The following is a 19,441-nucleotide window of genomic DNA, read 5'->3' as shown; positions in this document are numbered from 1 at the left end:
GGCGAGAACTCGTGCTGTGTCGTAACCCGATCTGAGAGGATCCATTGACCACCACCCAGGCTGCTCCGTCGACCGATGCCCTGCAGTTCCCCGCGGGGTTCCTGTGGGGCTCGGCCACCGCCTCCTACCAGATCGAAGGCGCTGTCACCGAGGGCGGCCGCACCCCGTCCATCTGGGACACGTTCTCCCACACCCCCGGCCGCGTGGAGCGCGGCGAGACCGGTGACGTCGCCGACGACCACTACCACCGGTTCCGCGAGGACGTCGCGATCATGGCGCGGCTGGGGCTCACCTCCTACCGGTTCTCCGTGTCCTGGCCACGGATCACCCCGCAGGTCACCGCGGACGACCTCGGGCCGGTCAACCCGGAGGGCATCGGGTTCTACTCCGACCTCGTCGACGAGCTCCTCGCCGCCGGCATCTCGCCGTCGATCACCCTCTACCACTGGGACCTCCCGCAGGCCCTCGAGAACGCCGGCGGCTGGACGTCGCGGCGCACGGCGGAGCGGTTCGGCGAGTACGCCGAGGTCGTCGCCGCGGCGCTCGGCGACCGCGTGCCCCTGTTCATCACGCTCAACGAGCCGTGGTGCAGCGCCTACCTCGGCTACGCGAGCGGCGTGCACGCCCCCGGCCGCACGGACGACGCCGCCGCACTCACCGCGGTGCACCACCTGAACCTCGCGCACGGGCTGGCGGCCGCGTCGATCCGGCGCGCGGCACCCACCTCACGCGTGGCCCTCACGCTCAACCTGGCGTGGGTCCGGCCGGAGACCGACTCCCCGGAGGACGCCGAAGCGGCTCGGCGCGTGGACGGCCTGCAGAACCGTGTGTTCCTCGACCCGGTGCTGCAGGGCACCTACCCCGCCGACGTGCAGGCCGACACCGCGGCCGTGACGGACTGGTCCTTCGTGCAGCCCGGCGACCTCGAGGTGATCTCGGCGCCGATCGACGTCCTGGGCGTCAACTACTACTCCCCCACCCACGTGCGGCACTGGACGCGCGAGCGCCCGAAGGAGCACGCCGACGGCCACGGCGAGGGCAAGGCGAGCCCGTGGATCGCCTGCGACGACGTCGAGTTCCCGTTCCAGCACGGCCGCAAGACCGACATGGGTTGGAGCATCGACCCGCGCGGGATGACCGAGCTGCTGCTGCGCGTGGCGCGCGAGGCACCGGGCTGCGAGATCATGGTGACCGAGAACGGGGCTGCATTTCCCGATGTGGTGGACGCAAACGGCCGTGTAATCGATACGGATCGTATCGACTATTTGCGTGGACACCTGGCCGCTGTGCACGAGGCGATCACGGCGGGCGCCCCGGTCACCGGCTACTACCTCTGGTCCCTGCTCGACAACTTCGAGTGGGCGTGGGGGTACGGAAAGCGCTTCGGTATCGTCCACGTGGACTACAACACGCAGGTCCGCACGCCGAAGGACAGCGCGTTGTTCTATGCGGACGTGATTCGGAGAAACGCCCTGACGCGTTGAACCGACTCCAAGTGGGACAGGCCCGGTAGACGGTATGGACGGGGTAGTCTTACCCGCCAGTGGCTCACCGGCCGACAGTAGCCTCACGAACGGAGGTCGGGGTGCGGCTCGGCGACGAGGACGATGCCCGGCAGGGACCTGATCCCGAGGACCGCGACCCCATGGACAGCAACAACCACGAGCGCGACGCGCCGGGGCGCGGCGGCGACCACACGATCGATCTCGCCGCGCTCCGGGCCGACGACGCCCTCGTCGAGGAGCTGGCTGCGGGGCTCGTAGCCCTGGGCCAGCTCCCCCGCGAGACACGCAGCACCGACGACGAGCTGGTGGCCATGCTCGCCGCGTGGGTGGCCGAGGTCCGGCCCGAGGACGAGGCGCAGCTGGCCACCCCCGCGGCGGCATCGGGGCACGACAACGGCGATCCCGACCACCCCGCATCCGTTATTCCGATTCCACTCGCCAAACAGGGCCACGGGAAGCACCGGGCCGCAGCGCCCTACGCCCGCCGGATCGCCATCGCTGCGGCGTTGATACTGATCGGCACGTCCGGGCTGGCGGTCGGGTCGTCCGAAGCCTCGCCCGGCGAGGTCCTCTGGCCCATCTCCAAGGTGTTCTACGCCGATCGCGCCCGGTCGCTCGAGGCCGCCGCCGACGTCAACTCGGGCCTCGAAGTGGCACGCACCGCGATCCGCCAGGGCCGCCCGGACGACGCCGCTCGCGCCATCGCGAAGGTCACGCCCCGCCTCGAGGAGGTCCGGCCTGCCGAGGGCCGCGCCCAGCTCGTCCACGAGCAGGAACTTCTGCTCTCCGCTCTCGGCGACACCCCCGACAGGCGCAGCCCGAACTCCGGTTCCACGGCACCGTCGGGCCAGGCCGGCACGGCCACCCCCACCCCCACCACCGCTCCCTCCGGCAGCGCCGCGCTCGCCTCCCCGCCCCTGCCTGGTGCCTCCCGCGGAGTGCTCCCGCCTGCGGATTCGATCAGCCCCGGCCGCTCGGCGGGCGCCGGCACACCCGCCCCGTCCCCCTCCGTCCCCACGAGCCCTCCGCCGGGCGCGCCCGGAGCAGGCGTCGAGGCACCCGTTGTGATCGACACACCGTCCAGCACCGAGGCCGAACCGGGTGACGAGACGCCTGCCGGCACCGAAGCCGGCCAGACCCCCACCAGCACCGACAACGAGCCGGCCACCGGCACACCCACCAGCGCCGCAGTCGATCCGGAAGGCGAGACGGGAACCGGCGAGACCCCGAACGAGCAGGTGCCCGGTGGGCCGGCCCAGCCCACCGCGGATACCGGCTCCGACAGTGCCGACCAGCCTGAGCCGCAGGTGGGTTCCGGCACCCCGCAGTCGGAGCCGGACGGCCCCTCACAGCCGGCCGCGCAGCCTCAACCGCAGGTGGACCAGGGCAACTCGGATCAACCCGAGTCACAAGTCGCTTCCGGGTCCCCCGAGGCGGGGCCGGCAAACCAGCCGCAGACCCAGCAGGAGCCCCCCGCATCACCGGGCGGTCAGGGCGAGCCGACCGTCGCGAATGACGGCTCCGCGTCGGACCAGCCGTCAGGTCCCCCGGCGGGCGCCACCGCCGCCGACGACTCGGCGGGAGGCTCCACTTCGGACACCGCCGACGGCGGCTCCACCGGAAACGACGGCCCGTCCGGCGCTGCCGACAACAACAACGACGGCGGGCAGGGCGACGAGGTCTCCGGAAGCAGCGGCGACGGGGCGAGCACGTTCGGCACCGACGACAACGCCGGCCCCTCGGACATCGTCGGCAGCAACGACGACAACGGCCCTGCCGAGAATGCCGGCTCCGACAACAGCGCCGGCAACGACAACAACGAGGGCTCGAACGCCGAGATCAGCAACGGCAACGACTCCGGCCCGGACAACGCCCCCGCCGACTCCGACACCACCAGCGCCAACGGCTCCGACTCCGGTGGGGATTCCGGCCGGTCCGACAACGGCGCCGGCTCGTCCGGCAATGCCGAGAACGACTCCACCGTGAACGGCTCCGCTGAGAACGACTCCGCTGTGAACGACAACGCGGTGGACAACGACGGCTCCCGGAACAACGACGGCGGCAGCTTCGCCAACGGCGACTCGGATGCCCGCGGCTCCTCCGCCTCTGCGGGGGCGAACAACGGCGACGGCGCCTCCGAATCAAACCGAAACGATTCGGACCGAAATGATTCGAATCGGGCCGACTCGAACTGGAGCGACTCGAATCAAGGCGGTTCCGCCCGGAGCGATTCCGACAGGGGTGACTCCAATCAGGGCGGTTCCGACCAGAGCGATTCGAACCGGAGCGACTCGAACCACGGCGGTTCCGACCGAAGCGATTCCGGCAGGAGCGACTCCAGCCAGAGCAGTTCCCACCGGAGCGACTCGAACCGGAGCGACTCCAGCGGCGGTTCCGACCGGGGCGGGGACTCCGGCCGCGGAGGCTCCCTGCTGTCGTCGGTGACCGACCTGGTCTCGTCAGGCGTCAACGACCTCTGACGTCCAGCTGCGAACGATCATTCCGCGCCCCGAGCGCAGCGCGGACCACGGCCGGCGAGTGCACGGCCCGCGACGGCGCGACCCGGGAGCCGCGGCAGAGTCTCGGCGCAACACGGCCATGAGCTCTTCGCCGGTTCCTGCCCATCGCGACGGCATTCGTCCCTGGCCGACGCCGACCGCCCGGGCCTGGTGGTCGGCGCCGGCGTCGACCGGGGTCACATGTTCGCCGAGACGGTCGCCCTGGCGGAGCGCCACCAGGCCCGGGTGTGGGCGGCGCCCGTGTCGGCGCGATTCAGCTTCCCGGAGTGCCATCGACCGGCCGACGAGCGGCCGATCCCGCCGTGCGCGGTGCTCCGGACTCCCGCAGCGGATGCGCGCGGCCTGTGTCAGGGCGGCGCCGGATCCGGGGTGGGATCCCGGCGCGACACGGCCACGAGCACCACGGGCTCCGCACCGACGCTGTGCAGGGCGCGCAGGCCCAGCCCCGTCAGCCACAGCACGTTCCCGGTGCGGAAGCGGCGACGACCACCCGCCTCGCACTCCAGGTCGACCTCCCCCGCCTCGACGATGACCAGCGCGTCGCGCCACTCCGCGTCGTCGTAGGCGCGGGTGTCGCCGCAGGCGATCGTGACGACGGTGGTGCGGAACGACGGCCCCGACGGCCGGCCGAACGAGAGGGGCTCGACGTCCATGGATGCAGCCTCACCCGTGGCCGAGCGCGGCGCAGTCCAGAACCACGACCACGTCGGACAACAAGCGATTCACCGGGCCTCCCAGCATCGGGTGGACCCTGGGAGCCCACTGCCCGTTAAGACGTCCGCGGCGGGGAGAAATCATCGGTCGTGGTGGATCCCGACCGGTTCTCGTCCAGGTGCAGCCGCAGCATCGCCGCCGCGGCCCAGGCCGGGGGCCTGCCGCGCAACGACACGAGCACCATGGTCGCGAACGCCAACGGCACCGACCACAGAGCCGGCTGCCCGAGCACGATGTCGACCAGGCCGGGCGGGGCGCCGAGGAAGAGGTCGACGGCGATCACACCCGCCGAACAGATCAGCCCCACCACCATGCCCACGAGTGCACCCTGCGCCGTCAGTCGCGGCCACCAGATCCCGAGCACGAGCAACGGACAGAACGTGGACGCCGCCACCGCGAACGCCGATGTCACCAGGACACCCACGTCGAGACGCTCGGCGGGCAGCGCGAGCAGCACCACCGCGAGCGCGGCGACGAGCGGGGTGAACCGGAGCCGCCGGAGCGTGCCGGGCACCAGGTCGTGCGCGAGCGCCCCGGACACGGCGAGGAGCAGTCCGAGCGACGTCGCGAGGAACGCCGCGAAGGCTCCGGCGGTGAGCAGCGCCGTGAAGGTCGTTCCCGCCCAGCCCTGGTCGACGGTGGCCGGGAGGGCCACCACCACGGTGTCGGTGCCACCGGACAGGTAGAGCTGCGGCAGCAGCACCGCACCGAGCAGCCCGTAGACCGCAGGGAAGAGGTAGAACACGCCGAGCATCCCGACGGTGATGGCGGCCGTACGCCGGGCGCCGCGACCGTCTGCGCTGGTGTGGAACCGGACGAGGATGTGCGGCAGCCCCATCGTCCCCAGCACGGTCGCCACCAGCACCGACCACGTGGCGAGCACCGGGTAGCCACCGGGATCGAGCAGCGGCCGCGCCCACTCGTCACCACCAGGGGGCTGCCCCGTCCCGACGCGCGGCACGGGAGCCCCGGCTGCGAACACCCAGGTGCTCCCGGCTTCGGCCGTGTAGCGCCCCGGCGCGAGCAGCTGTTGCGGGTGGCCGCCGATCGACGCGTGAGTGGGCTCGGTGAGCGTGAGCTCGGTGTCGAGACGGAACTCCACCGGCGTTGCGACGGTGAACCGGGTGAACTCGACAGGCTCGAGAGCGTTGGCGCGGGTGCTCGGGCCGACGTGCAGCACCAGCCAGATCGCCGGGACGATGAACAGCAGGAGCTTGAGGCCGAACTGGAACGCCTGGACGTAGGTGGCGGCGCGCATGCCGCCGAGCGCGAGCGTGATGCTGACGGCCGCGCCGGCGATCACCACCCCGAGCCAGTACGGGCTGCCACCGACAGCGGCGAGCACCTGCCCCGCAGCGGTGAACTGCGGCACCAGGTAGAGGAGCCCGATCACCAGCACGATCACCGCCGCGAGCCGGCGCAGCGCCGGCGAACCCAGCCTCGCCTCCGCGAAGTCCGGCACGGTGAGCGCACCGGTGCGGCGCATCGGTGCGGCCACGAACGCGAGCATCACGATGTAGCCCGCCGCGAAACCGACGGGATACCAGAGCGCGCCGACGCCGTCCTTGACGACGAGCCCGGCGACGCCGAGGAACGACGCGGCCGAGAGGTACTCGCCCGAGACGGCAGCGGCGTTCACGGTCGGGGAGATGCGGCGCGAGGCCACGAGGAAGTCCGAGGTGGTGCGCATTGCCGCCACCCCGCGTGCGCCGATCAGCAAGGTGATCAACAGCACCGGGACGATCGCGAGGATCACTCCCCGGCCCCCACCCGGGGCCCGGACCTCTCCGACCGCTCGGTGCGCTCAGCCCTGCGCAGCTGCCACTGGGCGAGCATGACGAGCACCGGGTAGGGCAGCACGGCCACGGCCAGCCACGAGATCGGAATACCGCCGAGCCGAACCTGGTCCAGCCAGGGCGCGGCGGCGAGCAGCACCGGCAGACCCAGCAGCAGGACGGCGAGCAGACCGAGCACGGTGAGCGCGTAGCGCAGCTGCCGGCGGTGGATCCGGCGAGCCCGCTCGGCGTCGGCAGGGGCGAGGTGCGGCACCGCGGCGGGCGCGCCCGTTCGCCGCCCCGCGAGCGAGAGTCTGGTCTGTGGGCTCGTCACAGCGACCCGGCGCTGCCGGGTCATCGGGCCGTCCTCGTCACCGAAGTCGCTGCCGGTTCGCCAGGTCGAACGCTCCGCGCCGGGCCGCCTCGAGCAGGTGCTCCCGCAGGTCGCGGGCGTGCCGGCGGCTGACGGGGACGTCACCGAGATCGGTGTGGGCGAGCAGTCCGCCGCCGAGGTCACTGCGCAGCTCCCGCACGGCGTGCACGGCGAGCAGGTAGCTGCGGTGCACCCGGAAGAACCCCGCCGCCTGCCAGTGCTGTTCGAGCCGGGAGATCGGGATCCGCACGAGGTGCGCGCCCGTCGGCGTGTGCAGCCGGACGTAGTCGCCCTGCGCTTCGACGAAGCAGACGTCGTCGCGCCTGACGAAGCGCGTGCAGCCTGCCAGGTCCACGGGAACCGCGGCGAGCGCATCGATCGCCGTGGCGGGCGGCGCGTCCGGACCGGCGGTAGCGGCGGCGGTGAAGCGCCGCACCCTGGCCAGCGCGGCGGCGAGCCGCTCCGAGCGGACCGGTTTGAGCAGGTAGTCGACGGCGCCGATGCCGTACGCCGCGGCGGCATGCTCCTCGTAGGCGGTGACGAACACGACCGCGGGCGGGTCGGTCATGCGGTTGAGCAGCGACGCCAACTCCATCCCCGTCAGCTGCGGCATCGAGATGTCGAGGAAGACCACGTCGAGCGGCCCGGCCTGGATCAGCCGCAGCGCCGAGATCGGATCGGCCGCGACCGCCACCTCGGCCACCTCCGGCGACTCCACCAGCATCCTGCGCAGTTCCTCCAGCGCAGGAGTGACGTCGTCCACTGCGAGCACGCGCAGCCCCGGCCCCCCGGTCATGACACAACCACCCCCGGCTGGAAACGCGGGATGCGCAGCACGACCCGGGCGCCCGCGCCGATCGCCGTCTCGATCACCAGGCCGTAACCGGCACCGAACACGGTGCGCAGTCGACGGTCGACGTTGACCAGTCCGAGGCTCCCCGGTGTCCCACACCCCGCTAGGACGGCGGAAGCGTACTCCGGGTCCATACCGGGCCCGTCGTCCTCCACGATGATCACGCAGTCGGTGCCGTCGGCCTCCCCGCTGACCTGCACGAGCCCGCTGGAACCGGGCAGCTCCACCCCGTGGCGCACCGCGTTCTCCACGAGCGGCTGCAGGAGCAGGTACGGCAGTGCGACGGGCAGGATCTCCGGGGCGATCCGCACCTGCACCCGCAGGCGGTCACCGAGCACGGCGCGCGCGAGAGCGAGGTAGGCCTCGATCGCGCGGAACTCCCCCGCGATCGTCGTGTAGTCGCCGTGCCGGGCCAGGCTGTGCCGGGTGTACTCGGCGAAGTCGAGCATCAGGTCCCGCGACCGTTCCGGGTCGGACCGGACGAAGGACGCGATCGTGGTGAGGCTGTTGTAGACGAAGTGCGGGGAGATCTCCGCCCGCAGTGCGCGGAGCTCGGCCTGCTGGGCGACGGCGGCCGAGTTCTCGAGCAATGCCCGCTCCAGCGCCTCGCCCACCCACGAAGCGGCCTCGCGCACGGCCGCGCCGGGCACCGGTCCGACCACGACCAGCACCCCGGCGAGCTCGTCCCGCGCGTGGACGGGCAGCGCGACCGCCCCGCCACCTGCCACCCGCGCATCGGTGCGCAGCGCGGTCTCGGCGAGCTGTTCGGCGGCCCGGACGTCGGAGGGCCGCCCCGACCAGGCCAGCTCGCCGTGCAGACCACCGAGCCCGACGGCGTCGGCGTCGAGCAGCCGGCGCAGCCCGCGCGCGGCACCACCGGCTCCCGAGCCGTCGATGCCGCCGCGCAGGCCGGCCGCGATATTGCGCCCGGCGGCGAGCGTCTGCATCGCATCCGCCCCCCGTCTGGGGCCGCGCCACCGGCGGGCACGGCCGCCACCGGAAGCCCGCACCGCATCCAGCTCCACCATGCAGCCTCCGTCCCGTGATCAGCGCGACGGTAAGTCACGCCGGACATCGGGGCCAAGCCGCAGGATCAGCCGTTGCTGCTGAAAGCCGCGTCGAAAGCCGCAGACGGGGGGTCGAACGCCAGACGACGCACGAACTCCAGTGCCTCCGGCGCCCCGACGAGCCGGTCCATCCCTGCGTCCTCCCACTCGATGGAGATGGGCCCGGCATAGCCGATCGTGTTGAGCATGCGGAAGCACGCCTCCCACGGGACGTCACCGTGGCCGGTGGAGACGAAGTCCCAGCCGCGTCGCGGGTCGGCCCACGCCAGGTGCGAGCCCATCCGCCCGTTGCGGCCGTTGCCGACCTGGCGCTTCGCGTCCTTGCAGTCGACGTGGTAGATCCGGTCCTTGAAATCCCACAGGAACCCGATGGGGTCGAGGTCCTGCCAGACGAAGTGGCTCGGGTCCCAGTTCAGCCCGAACGCCGGCCGGTGCCCGACGGCCTCGAGCGCCGCGACGGTGGTCCAGTAGTCGTAGGCGATCTCCGACGGGTGCACCTCGTGGGCGAACCGGACCCCCACCTCGTCGAACACGTCGAGGATCGGGTTCCAGCGGTCGGCGAAGTCGCGGTAGCCGTCGTCCACCATGGACTGCGGCACCGGCGGGAACATCGCCACGGTCTTCCAGATCTTCGAACCCGTGAACCCGATCACCGTGTCGACCCCGAGCTTGGCGGCGGCACGGGCGGTGGTCTTCATCGCCTCCGCCGCGCGCTGCCGCACCCCTTCGGGCTCGCCGTCGCCCCACACCCGCGCGGGCAGGATCGCGTGGTGGCGTTCGTCGATCGGGTCGTCACAGACGGCCTGACCGGTGAGGTGGTTGGAGATCGCGTAGACCTCCAGCCCGTGCTTGGCCAGGATGTCGCGGCGGCCCTGCACGTAACCGTCGTCCTCGACCGCTGCCCATGGGTCGAAGTGATCGCCCCAGCAGGCGATCTCCAGCCCGTCGTAGCCCCACTCCCCGGCCAGCCGGGCGACCTCCTCGAACGGCAGGTCGGCCCACTGGCCAGTGAACAGCGTGATCGGTCGCGCCATCGCGCCGTGCCCCTTTCGCGAGCGTGATCAGGATGGGATCTGGCGCCAGCTACCGCTCTGCGCGGACCGGACGACCGAGTCGAGCACGAGTTGCACCTGCAGGCCGTCGGCGAACGACGGCGTGGGATCGGTACCGGCCGCGATGTCGCGCAGCAGGTCGACGACCTCGTGGGTGAACGAGTGCTCGTACCCCAGCAGGTGGCCCGGCGGCCACCACGCACCGGCGTACGGGTGCGTCGGCTCGGTGACGAGGATCCGGCGGAAGCCTGCTGTCTCCGGGTCGTCCGTGCCGTCGTAGAAGGACAGCTCGTTCATCGATTCGAAGTCGAACGCCAGCGAGCCGGTGCTGCCGTTGATCTCCAGCCGGATCGAGTTCTTGCGCCCGGTGGCGAACCGGGTGGCCTCGAAACTCGCCACGGCGCCGCCGGCGAACCGCCCGATGAAGAGCGCTGCGTCGTCGACGGTGACCGGGCCGCGCTCGCTCGAACCGGACGCCGTCAGCCCGCTCGACGCCCCGGGCAGCGGCCGCTCCGTGATGAACGTCTCGGTCAGCGCCGTGACATCGGCGAACCGGTCACCGGTCACGAACTGCGCCATATCGACGATGTGGGCACCGATGTCGCCGAGCGCCCCGGACCCGGCCCGCTCCGCCTGCAACCGCCAGACCAGCGGGAACTCCGGATCCACGATCCAGTCCTGCAGGTACTGGGCACGGACGTGGCGCACCTGCCCGATCCGGCCCTGCTCCACCAGCCGCCGGGCCAGCGCCACGGCGGGCACCCGCCGGTAGTTGAACCCGACCATGCTGCGCACACCCTTGGCCTGCGCACGCTCCGCGGCGGCGACCATCGCACGCGCCTCGTCGACCGTGTTGGCCAGCGGCTTCTCACACAGCACGTGCTTGCCGGCATCCAGCGCGGCGATCGCGATCTCCGCGTGCGTGTCACCCGGCGTGCAGATGTCCACGAGCTCGACGTCGTCGCGCTGGATCAGCGCCTTCCAGTCGGTCTCGGTGGCTCGCCACCCCAATCGCTGCGCCGCCGCCGTGGTCGCGTCGGGTGTGCGGCCGCAGAGCACCGCCATGTCCGGCTCGAGGGGCAGGTCGAAGAAACGCGGTGCCGTGCGCCATGCCTGGGAGTGGGCCGCGCCCATGAAGGCGTAGCCGATCATCCCGACCCCGAGGGTCCGTTCTCCACCCACGGCGGTCAGGACTCGAAGCCGAGTGGCAGGTACGTCGCAACGTTCTCTTTCGTGATCGTTGCCGACGCCAGCGTGATCGACGCCGGCACCTCCTGCTCCGCGAGATCGCCCATGCCTCGACCCTGCGCCACGAGCCGCGCCAGCGCAACGGCGGAGGAGGCCATCGACGGGCTGTAGGTGACGGTCGCCTTCAGCACCGTGTTGTCGGCCTGGATGTCGCGCATGGCGTTGGCCGACCCGGCACCGCCCACCATGAAGAACTCGTTGCGCCCGGCTTGGTTGATCGCGGCGAGGACGCCGATGCCCTGGTCGTCGTCGTGGTTCCAGACGGCGTCGAGCCGCGGTGCTGCCTGCAGCAGGTTGGCGGTGACCCGCTGGCCGCCCTGGGCGGTGAAGTCGGCCGCCTGGCGGGGGCCGACCTGGAAGCCGAAGCTGCTCAGCGCGTCGGCGAAGCCCTGGCTGCGGGCCGCGGTCAGCGGGAGGTTGTCGATGCCCGCGATCTCGCCGATCACGGGGTTGGCCACGCCGGCACTGCGCAGCCGCTCGCCGATGTAGTTGCCCGCACTCACACCCATGCCGTAGTTGTCCCCGCCGATCCAGGTGCGGTAGGCCAACGGCGAGTCGAAGACACGGTCGAGGTTGATCACGGGGATCCCGGCCTGCATCGCGGCCCGCCCGACGGACGTGAGCTGGCTGCCGTCGTTGGGCAGGAGCACCAGTGCGTCGACGCCCCTGTTGATGAGGGTCTGGACGGCGGCGATCTGCTGCGTGATGTCGTTGGTGGGGTTGACGGCCTCGAAGGTCACGTCGGTGTAGCGGTCCGCCTGCGCCTTCGCGTTGTTCGCGATCGCGGCGATCCAGCCGTGGTCGGCGGCGGGTGCGGAGAAGCCGATCGTCACCGGCTGGCCGGGCGCGGCGTTGTCACCTCCGCCTGCTGCGGCGGGCGCCGGGGCCGTGGCCGAGGACGGGGCCTCGTTGCTGGTGCACGCGGTGAGCGCGGCACCGGCTCCGACGCCGAGGGCACCGGCGAGAAAGCCGCGGCGCCGCAGGACACCAGGAACGGCAATGGGGTCGGGCATGATCAACTCCTTTGTTGTGGTTCGGTCCTGCGGTGTCAACCGGCAGCAGACGAGCGCTGTGCGCGAGCCTGGATCAGCACGGCGACGACGATGATCACGCCCTTGGCGATGTTCTGGACCTCGGTCGCCAGGTTGTTGAGCACGAAGAGGTTGGTGATCGTCGTGAAGACGAGCACGCCGAGGATCGAGCCGATCAGCGTGCCGCGACCGCCGGTGAGCAGCGTGCCGCCGATGATCACCGCGGCGATCGCGTCGAGCTCGTAGAGCGTGCCGTGGGTGCTCGAACCCGTGGTGGTGAGCGAGGCGATCATGATCGCCGCGATGCCGGCGCACAGACCGGACACGGCGTAGAGCAGCATCGTGTGCCTGCGCACGTCGACCCCGGCCAGACGGGCCGCCTCGGCGTTGCCGCCGATCGCGAACGTCCGGCGGCCGAACGTCGTGCGGTTGAGCACCACCCAGCCCACGGCCACCACCGCCGCGAAGATGTAGACGAGCAGCGGGATACCGAGCAGGCGGGTGTTGGCGATGCCCGCGATCACCGGGTCGGTGACGATCTGGCTGCGCCGGTCGGAGATCTGCTCGGCCAGGCCCTGCGCCGAGATCAGCATCGCCAGCGTGACGATGAACGGCACGATCCGGCCGTAGGCGATGAGGATCCCGTTGACCAGTCCCGCGCCGACGCCGACGGCGACCGCACAGAACACCATCACGGCCGCGCCGTAGGACTGCGTGGCCACGGTGGTGGCCCACACCGAGGCGAGCGCCATCACCTTGCCGACCGAGAGGTCGATGCCGCCGCCGATGATCACGAACGTCACGCCGACGGTCAGCACGCCGATGATCGACGCCGAGGTGAGGATCGTCAGCAGGTTCGACGTGGTCAGGAAGGTGTCGGCAGAGACGACACCCACAACGCACAGCAGCGCGAGCACCGCGACGAGCCCGAGGTTGCGGCCCGCGCCGCTGTCGAGCAGCCGGCTCCACCGCGACCGGGCGGGTTCGGCGGCCCGCGCGGCCTGCTCCACCCGGCCCCGCTCGTCGGCGGCGGGGACCCGATCCGGCGGCGGCGCGGCCGGCGCGGCTTCCGTGCCGCTCACAGCGCCCTTGTCACTCATGGCCCGCTCTCTCCTTCGAAGACTCGTCGAGCGATTCCATGACGAGGTCGAGAACCCGTCCCTCGTCGAGCTCGGCGCTCGGCGCCTCGTGCACCACTCGGCCCTCGCGCACGACCAGCACCCGGTCGGCGAGGCCGAGCACCTCGGGCACCTCGCTGGACACCAGCACGATCGCCGCCCCCTCGGCGGAGAGCCGCTGGATCAGCGCGTAGATCTCGCTGCGCGCCCCGACGTCCACACCGCGGGTGGGCTCGTCCAGCAGCAGGATCGAGCACCCTTGCAGCAGCCAGCGGGCCAGCACGACCTTCTGCTGGTTGCCGCCCGAGAGCGTCCGGACCGGGCGGGTGGCGTCGGCCGGACGCACGTCGAGCTGCGCGGTGATCGCCCCGGCGGCGGGAAGCTCGGCGTCCGCGGTCAGGAAGCCGAACCGGGCGAACCGGGCGAGCGCCGACAGCGAGACGTTGCGGAACACGGGCTCGCCCATCAGCAGGCCCTGGCTCTTGCGCTCCTCCGGCGCCAGCCCCATCCCCGCCCGGACGGCGGCGGGCACCGAGCCTGCGCGCAGCGCCGTGCCCCGCACCCGCACGGTGCCGGCGCTCGCCTTGCGTGCCCCGTAGACCGTCTCGAGGATCTCCGAGCGGCCCGACCCGACGAGCCCCGCCAGCCCGACGATCTCCCCGGCGCGGACCGTGAAGGACACGTCGGCGAACTCCCCGGTGCGCGCGAGGCCGTCGACCTCCAGGACGACGTCGCCCGGTGGCGTGTCCGGGCGCTCGGGGAAGACGTACTCGATCGTCCGGCCGGTCATCAGCCGGATGACGTCGGCGGTCGGCGTGGTGCGGGCCGGCAGGTTGCGGGCGACGCTGCGCCCGTCCTTGAGCACCGTGACCCGGTCGCCGATCTCCCGGATCTCCTCCAGCCGGTGGGAGATGTAGACGACGGCCACGCCGTCCGCGGTGAGCTCCCGGATCACCCGGAAGAGGTTGCGGACCTCCTCGGGGTCGAGCACCGCCGACGGCTCGTCCATGACGATCAGGCGCGCGTCCCGCGCGAGGGCGCGGGCCATGCTCACCACCTGCTGCCCCGCAGCCGAGAGCCGCCCGAGCTCGCGTCGCGGCGGGATCTCGGGATGGCCGAGCCTGCGCAGCAGCGTCCGCGCGAGGTTCTCGGCGTCGCGGGGCCGGGTGAAGCCCAGGCGCGCGGGCTCATGACCGAGCACCACGTTCTCGGCCACGCTGAGCCCGGGCACGAGGTCGAGCTCCTGGTAGATCGTGGCGATCCCCGCCGCGTCGGCGGCCTGGGGCGAGCCGAAGGAGGCCGGCTCCCCCGCCCAGACGATCTCTCCGGAGTCCGGTAGGTGCGCGCCGGCCAGCACCTTGATCAGGGTCGACTTGCCGGCCCCGTTCTGCCCGAGGAGGCAGTGCACCTCGCCTGCGGCGACGTCGAGGTCCACCCCGTCCAGGGCGCGCACGCCCGGGAACTGCTTGACGATGCCGCGCATCGTGAGCAGCGGTTCCTCCGCCATTCTGGCTGTCATCCCCCACCTCGATGTGGTTCACCGGCGGGGGAACCGTAGGAGCATTGACCAGTGCCGTACAACGACCGAATAATGCGTCTTTGCGCTGTTTTTCCGTCGAAATCGGACCGTGATGCTCCTGCCCTCCCCGCCACCCCTGCTGCCCCCGCTGCGCCTGAGCACACCCGCGCTCTCGGGCCGTTTCGAGTCGGCCGTCACCCTCAGCACCGTGGCTCGGCTGGTCGCCTCCGGCACGGCCGTGAGCAAGGCCGATCTCGTCCCCGCCGCGGGTCTCGCCCGCACCACCGTGAGCACCGCCGTCGACCAACTGCTGGCCCGGGGCGTGCTGCGGCTCGACGGAACACGGCCCACGGCCGGGCGCGGCCGGCCCGCCGACCGGCTGGCGCTCTCCCCCCGGGGCGGGCACGTCCTGCTGGCTGACGTCGGCGCGAGCGCCGCCCACCTGGCCGTCGTCGACCTCAGCCAGCGCATGCTGGGCCACGCGCATGTCGAGGTGGACGTCACCGAAGGCCCCGAGGTCGTTCTGAACATCGTCGAGTCGCACCTCACCGCGCTGCGTGCGCAGGCACCCGGTGACGTCCCGGTGCGCGCCGTCGTGATCGGGCTGCCGGGCCCGGTGGACGGGCAGCTCGGGGTGCCGGTCCGCCCGCCGATCATGCCGGGCTGGCACGCCTACCCCGTCACGGCGCGGCTGCAGCAGACCTACCGCTGCCCCGCCGTCCTGGAGAACGACGTCAACCTCCGCGCGCTCGGCGAAGCGCGCGCGCTACCGCCCGACCAGGTGCCGCTGCTGTTCGTCAAGGTCGGCACCGGCATCGGCGGCGGCCTCGTCACCGGCGAGGGCGTGCTGCACCACGGCGCCGACGGCGCGGCGGGCGACATCGGCCACGTCCGCGTGCGGGGGGCACCCGACGACGCCTGCGTCTGCGGCAACGTGGGCTGCATCGAGGCCGTGGCGTCCGCCGGAGCGATCGCCCGCCGGCTGGGGCGCATGCACGGAGAGCCGATCTCGATCGCCGACGTCCGCGCCCTGGCCGGCCGCGGCGACGCCACCGCACTCGGCGCCGTGCGCGAGGCCGCCGGGTTGATCGGCGAGCTCGTGGCCACGCTCGTGCACTTCTACAACCCGGCGCGGGTGACGATCGGCGGATCGCTCACCGCGGCGAGCGACGAGCTTCTCGCCGGCGTGCGCAGCGTCGTCTATCAGCGGGCGCTGCCGCTCGCCACCCGCAACCTCGTGCTCACCAACAGCGTTCTGGGCGAGTACGCAGGCCTGGCCGGAGCCGCCGTACTCGGCATCGAACGCGTGCTGTCGGCCGAGCAGATCGGAGTGCTGACGAGCGGGCGGTGACGCCGGACGCTACGCCGCCAGTGCCTCGTAGATCGGCCGCACGTAGGACTCGCTGCGGACGGAGCCGATGATGCCCGGCGCCATCTTGTTCATCATGTAGGAGATCGTCATGCGGCGGCCGAGGTCCATGATGATCACCGACCCACCCCAGCCTCCCCAGAAGCAGATCTTCTCGTCCGGCACGTACGGGAGGGTGTCGAGCTGGGGAAGCCCGAAGCCCATGCCCCAGCGCAGCGGCACGCCGAGCACCAGGTCCACACCGTTCGCCTGTTCGTCGAAGATCATGTCGATCGTCGCGGGCGACAGCAGGCGGACACCGTCGACCTCACCGCCGCGGGCGACGACCGACAGCGCACGAGCCATCCCGCGGGCGTTCGTGTGGCCGTTGACCGCGCCCATGTCGGCACGGCGCCACGCGGGTGTGTTGGCCGTGGCAGCGTTGAGACCAGGCCCCGTGAAGGTCCTGTAGACGGGACCGTTCTGATCGAGCGAGCCGAAATCGATCGGGCTCGGAGGAGGCGGGATCACCTCGGCGATCCGCGCCCAGTCGCTCTCGACGGCGCCGATCTGGACATCGGCACCCAGGGGACCGGCGATCTCCTCGGCGACGAACTGCTTGAGCGGCTTCCCGCTCACCCTCCGCACCACCTCACCGACCAGATGACCCTGGTTGGCCGCGTGATAGCCCGACGCGCTGCCCGGCTCCCACCAGGGAGCCTGCGCGGCGAGCCGGGAGGTGGAGAGCTCCCAGTCATACATGTCCTCGGTGGTGACGGGCTGGTCCCAGCCCGACACACCGGAGGTGTGCGCAAGCAGGTGCCGGACCTCGACGCCCTGCTTCCCGTTCGCCGCGAACTCCGGCCAGTAGGTGGACACCGGGGCGTAGAGGTCGAGCTCCCCGCGGTCCACCAGGATCAACGCGGAGAGGCTCGTGAGGGTCTTCGTCGAGGACCACACGTTGACGATCGTGTCCTTCGCCCACGGCGTCGTCCGCGCCTCGTCGGCGAAGCCACCCCACAGATCGACCACGACGTCGCCGTCCACGTCGAGCACGATCGATGCTCCGAGCTCCTCACCGGAGTCGAGGTTCTTCTCCAGCGCGGTCCGGACAGCGTCGAAGCGGTCGCTGCACACACCCTTGATGTCAGCCATGGCTGAAGGTGCTCCTCGTCGTCGAGCATGTAGTGGGATCAACACTGACCGGACGCTGTTCTAGGACCCGGACACAGTTCCTAACGCTCCGGTAGGTCGAAATCGATCCCCGCGCTCGTGGGCGGTCCGGCCGGCGCCGCTGATGAGGTCGGCGTGGCCGGTCAGCCGCGCTGGTCCCGCCCCGACAGCTGCTCCACGAGCAACAGCAGCGCGCTGTGGTCGAGCCCCCCATGACCCTGCGCGCGCAGCGCCCCCACCAGCTGAGCCACGTGCGCACCCAGCGGGATCGCGACGCCGGCCTCGCGGGCCGCCGCCGTCACGATGCCGAGGTCCTTGTGGTGCAGGTCGATCCGGAAGCCCGGGGCGAACTCGCGGGCCCGCATCCCGGCGGCCTTCCGGTTCAGCACGGCACTCCCCGCGAGGCCGCCGCCGAGCACCGCGGTGGCGGACTCGGTATCCACGCCGTGCGCCTCGAGGAACACCAGCGCCTCGGCGAGCAACTGGATGTTGCCGGCGACGATCAGCTGGTTCGCGGCCTTGACCGTCTGGCCCGCAGCCGCCGGGCCGACGTGCACCACCGTGGCGCCGACGACGTCCAGGTACGGACGGGCGGCCTCGACGTCCTCGGCCGCACCACCGACCATGATCGACAGCGAGCCCTCCTTCGCACCGGCCTCGCCGCCGCTGACCGGGGCGTCGACCACGCGGATGTCGCGCTCGGCCCCGGCCGCAGCCACGCGGCGGGCGACGTCCGGACGGATCGTGGAGCAGTCGATGTGCAGCGTGCCTGGCTTCGCCGAGGCGTAGATCCCCTCGTCGGAGAGGGCGATCTCCTCGACGTCCGGGCTGTCGGGGACCATCGTGATCACGACGTCGGCATCGCGCACGGCCTCGGCCACGCTCTGCGCGGCCCGCCCGCCGCGCTCGACCAGCCGGTCCACCGCGGGACTGGAACGGTTGTAGCCCACGACGTCGTACCCGGCGTCGATCAGGTGGCCTGCCATTGGCGCACCCATGATCCCCAACCCGATGAAGGCGATCGTGGTCTGCTGCGGTGTGGTCATCGCTCGCTCTCCCTGCGCTCGGCCGCGGCTCCACGCGGGCGCTGTCTCAATGATTGGCTCGCACGCTCACTCATGCGTTCTCCTGGGTCGTGGCGCCGCGCTGCGCGGACGGCAGCCAGTCGAAAGCGCGGTCACTCGTGGTGGACGGCTGGTACTCCAAGCCGATCCATCCGGTGTACCCGGCGCGGTCGAGGGCTGCGAGGTGCTGGTCGAAGGGGATCTCGCCGGTTCCGGGTTCGTGCCGGCCGGGCGCGTCGGCGATCTGCACGTGCCCGATCCGGTCGGCGTACCGCTCGATCGCCGCGGCGACGTCATCGCCGTTCACGGTGAGGTGGTAGAGGTCGGCGAGCAGCTTCAGATTCCGCGCGGCCACGCGGTCGGCCACCGCGATCGCGTCGGCGGCCGTGCGCAGGGGATAGCGGTCCACCCCGCTGACCGGCTCGAGCACGACGGCGCCGTCGACCCGGCCGGTGGCGTAGGCGAGGTTCTCCGCCGCCACGTCGTCCTGCTCCATGGGATCGGTGCCGGCGATGCGGTTGCCGTAGAGGGCGTTGAACACGCCGGTGCCCAGGCGCCCCCCGATGCCCGCGGCGACGTCGACGCTCGCCCGGAACTCCGTCTCCCGCCCGGGCAACGACACGAGCCCCCGGTCGCCCGCCGGCATGTCCCCCGCCGCGAAGTTGAGTCCGGTCAGCCGCACGCCGGCGTCCTCGACAGCACGGACGAACCGGTCGACCTCCGCATCCTCGGGCGTGGCCGTGGGGAACGGCCACCAGAACTCGACGGCGTCGAACCCGGCGGCCCGGGCAGCGGCCGGACGTTCCAGGAGCGGCAGCTCGGTGAACAGGATCGAGCAGTTGACGGTATAGCGGGCCATGGGACAGATCCTTGCGGTGCACGGGGCGACACCGCGAGCGGGCGCCAAAGAAAGCCACCCCGCCCCGCCCACCCCCACCGAACGAGAGTGCCGATCATCCGGACCTACCGGACGAACGCGCCACTCGTCAACGCGCGGGCCTGACGCGCGCCCCTGCTCCCGCTCCCCCCGCTGAACGAGAGTGCCGTTCAGCTGGACCTACTGGACGAACGCGCCGGTCGTC

At 71.8% G+C, this 19,441-nt stretch carries 16 protein-coding genes; 3 read left to right on the top strand and 13 right to left on the bottom strand.

The window, feature by feature from the left end:
• Positions 1-44: 44 nt before the first annotated feature.
• Together ABD743_RS42605 and ABD743_RS42600 are read left to right on the top strand one after the other, a co-directional pair.
• Positions 45-1,484, top strand: a complete 1,440-nt coding sequence (locus ABD743_RS42605; RefSeq protein WP_344730134.1) for a GH1 family beta-glucosidase — start codon at positions 45-47, stop codon at positions 1,482-1,484.
• Between the two features lie 101 nt (positions 1,485-1,585).
• The gene (locus ABD743_RS42600; protein WP_344730132.1) at positions 1,586-3,985 is read left to right on the top strand and encodes a hypothetical protein; all 2,400 of its coding nucleotides are present in this window, start codon (positions 1,586-1,588) and stop codon (positions 3,983-3,985) included.
• A 386-nt stretch (positions 3,986-4,371) separates the two neighbouring features.
• On the opposite strand, the gene ABD743_RS42595 is transcribed toward ABD743_RS42600, so the two are convergent.
• From ABD743_RS42595 to ABD743_RS42550, 10 genes are all read right to left on the bottom strand, one after another.
• Positions 4,372-4,677: a hypothetical protein gene (locus tag ABD743_RS42595; protein ID WP_344730131.1), complete on the bottom strand. Its 306-nt coding sequence runs from the start codon at positions 4,675-4,677 to the stop codon at positions 4,372-4,374.
• A gap of 116 nt (positions 4,678-4,793) precedes the next feature.
• Positions 4,794-6,494, bottom strand: a complete 1,701-nt coding sequence (locus ABD743_RS42590) for a sodium/solute symporter (RefSeq protein WP_344730129.1) — start codon at positions 6,492-6,494, stop codon at positions 4,794-4,796.
• Positions 6,491-6,871: a hypothetical protein gene (locus ABD743_RS42585; RefSeq protein WP_344730128.1), complete on the bottom strand. Its 381-nt coding sequence runs from the start codon at positions 6,869-6,871 to the stop codon at positions 6,491-6,493. Before ABD743_RS42585 ends, ABD743_RS42590 begins: the two co-directional genes overlap by 4 nt.
• Positions 6,872-6,884: 13 nt before the next feature.
• Entirely contained in the window at positions 6,885-7,682 is a 798-nt protein-coding gene (locus ABD743_RS42580) for a LytR/AlgR family response regulator transcription factor (RefSeq protein WP_344730127.1), read from the bottom strand.
• Positions 7,679-8,767 carry a sensor histidine kinase gene (locus ABD743_RS42575; protein WP_379659312.1) on the bottom strand — a complete coding sequence of 363 codons (1,089 nt, stop codon included), beginning with the start codon at positions 8,765-8,767 and terminating at the stop codon, positions 7,679-7,681. Before ABD743_RS42575 ends, ABD743_RS42580 begins: the two co-directional genes overlap by 4 nt.
• A 65-nt stretch (positions 8,768-8,832) precedes the next feature.
• On the bottom strand, positions 8,833-9,840 hold the full coding sequence (locus ABD743_RS42570; RefSeq protein WP_344730125.1) for a sugar phosphate isomerase/epimerase family protein: 1,008 nt from the start codon (positions 9,838-9,840) through the stop codon (positions 8,833-8,835).
• Positions 9,841-9,867: 27 nt separating this feature from the next.
• Entirely contained in the window at positions 9,868-11,010 is a 1,143-nt protein-coding gene (locus ABD743_RS42565; RefSeq protein ID WP_344730173.1) for a Gfo/Idh/MocA family protein, read from the bottom strand.
• A gap of 35 nt (positions 11,011-11,045) precedes the next feature.
• The gene (locus ABD743_RS42560) at positions 11,046-12,119 is read right to left on the bottom strand and encodes a substrate-binding domain-containing protein (protein ID WP_344730123.1); all 1,074 of its coding nucleotides are present in this window, start codon (positions 12,117-12,119) and stop codon (positions 11,046-11,048) included.
• Between the two features lie 35 nt (positions 12,120-12,154).
• Positions 12,155-13,237, bottom strand: coding sequence for an ABC transporter permease (locus ABD743_RS42555; RefSeq protein WP_344730122.1), 1,083 nt, complete (start codon positions 13,235-13,237; stop codon positions 12,155-12,157).
• Positions 13,230-14,774, bottom strand: a complete 1,545-nt coding sequence (locus ABD743_RS42550; RefSeq protein WP_344730121.1) for a sugar ABC transporter ATP-binding protein — start codon at positions 14,772-14,774, stop codon at positions 13,230-13,232. The genes ABD743_RS42555 and ABD743_RS42550 overlap by 8 nt, the downstream gene beginning before the upstream one ends.
• Positions 14,775-14,886: 112 nt before the next feature.
• On the opposite strand from ABD743_RS42550, the gene ABD743_RS42545 reads away from it, so the two are divergent.
• Complete coding sequence (locus ABD743_RS42545) at positions 14,887-16,125, top strand: ROK family protein (protein ID WP_344730172.1); 1,239 nt, start codon at positions 14,887-14,889, stop codon at positions 16,123-16,125.
• A 9-nt stretch (positions 16,126-16,134) separates the two neighbouring features.
• On the opposite strand, the gene ABD743_RS42540 is transcribed toward ABD743_RS42545, so the two are convergent.
• The 3 genes from ABD743_RS42540 to ABD743_RS42530 form a co-directional block, all read right to left on the bottom strand.
• Entirely contained in the window at positions 16,135-17,277 is a 1,143-nt protein-coding gene (locus ABD743_RS42540) for a serine hydrolase domain-containing protein (RefSeq protein ID WP_344730120.1), read from the bottom strand.
• A 161-nt stretch (positions 17,278-17,438) separates the two neighbouring features.
• Complete coding sequence (locus ABD743_RS42535) at positions 17,439-18,392, bottom strand: 2-hydroxy-3-oxopropionate reductase (RefSeq protein WP_344730170.1); 954 nt, start codon at positions 18,390-18,392, stop codon at positions 17,439-17,441.
• A 19-nt stretch (positions 18,393-18,411) separates the two neighbouring features.
• Positions 18,412-19,218, bottom strand: a complete 807-nt coding sequence (locus ABD743_RS42530) for a hydroxypyruvate isomerase family protein (RefSeq protein ID WP_344730118.1) — start codon at positions 19,216-19,218, stop codon at positions 18,412-18,414.
• Positions 19,219-19,441: the final 223 nt, after the last annotated feature.

It is taken from the genome of Pseudonocardia yunnanensis, assembly GCF_039534065.1.
GTDB classification, from domain to species: Bacteria; Actinomycetota; Actinomycetes; order Mycobacteriales; family Pseudonocardiaceae; genus Pseudonocardia; species Pseudonocardia yunnanensis.
Note: the sequence above shows the minus strand (reverse complement) of the source record. Positions and strands in the feature narration are given on the sequence as shown.

Excerpts from the sequence above, each read along its gene's own strand:
- ABD743_RS42540 (WP_344730120.1), bottom strand. The coding sequence starts at position 17,277 with ATGGCTGACATCAAGGGTGTGTGCAGCGACCGCTTCGACGCTGTCCGG.
- ABD743_RS42585 (WP_344730128.1), bottom strand. The coding sequence starts at position 6,871 with ATGACCCGGCAGCGCCGGGTCGCTGTGACGAGCCCACAGACCAGACTC.
- ABD743_RS42545 (WP_344730172.1), top strand. The coding sequence starts at position 14,887 with ATGCTCCTGCCCTCCCCGCCACCCCTGCTGCCCCCGCTGCGCCTGAGC.
- ABD743_RS42570 (WP_344730125.1), bottom strand. The coding sequence starts at position 9,840 with ATGGCGCGACCGATCACGCTGTTCACTGGCCAGTGGGCCGACCTGCCG.
- ABD743_RS42560 (WP_344730123.1), bottom strand. The coding sequence starts at position 12,119 with ATGCCCGACCCCATTGCCGTTCCTGGTGTCCTGCGGCGCCGCGGCTTT.
- ABD743_RS42530 (WP_344730118.1), bottom strand. The coding sequence starts at position 19,218 with ATGGCCCGCTATACCGTCAACTGCTCGATCCTGTTCACCGAGCTGCCG.
- ABD743_RS42555 (WP_344730122.1), bottom strand. The coding sequence starts at position 13,237 with ATGAGTGACAAGGGCGCTGTGAGCGGCACGGAAGCCGCGCCGGCCGCG.
- ABD743_RS42575 (WP_379659312.1), bottom strand. The coding sequence starts at position 8,767 with ATGGTGGAGCTGGATGCGGTGCGGGCTTCCGGTGGCGGCCGTGCCCGC.
- ABD743_RS42565 (WP_344730173.1), bottom strand. The coding sequence starts at position 11,010 with ATGATCGGCTACGCCTTCATGGGCGCGGCCCACTCCCAGGCATGGCGC.
- ABD743_RS42580 (WP_344730127.1), bottom strand. The coding sequence starts at position 7,682 with ATGACCGGGGGGCCGGGGCTGCGCGTGCTCGCAGTGGACGACGTCACT.
- ABD743_RS42595 (WP_344730131.1), bottom strand. The coding sequence starts at position 4,677 with ATGGACGTCGAGCCCCTCTCGTTCGGCCGGCCGTCGGGGCCGTCGTTC.
- ABD743_RS42550 (WP_344730121.1), bottom strand. The coding sequence starts at position 14,774 with ATGACAGCCAGAATGGCGGAGGAACCGCTGCTCACGATGCGCGGCATC.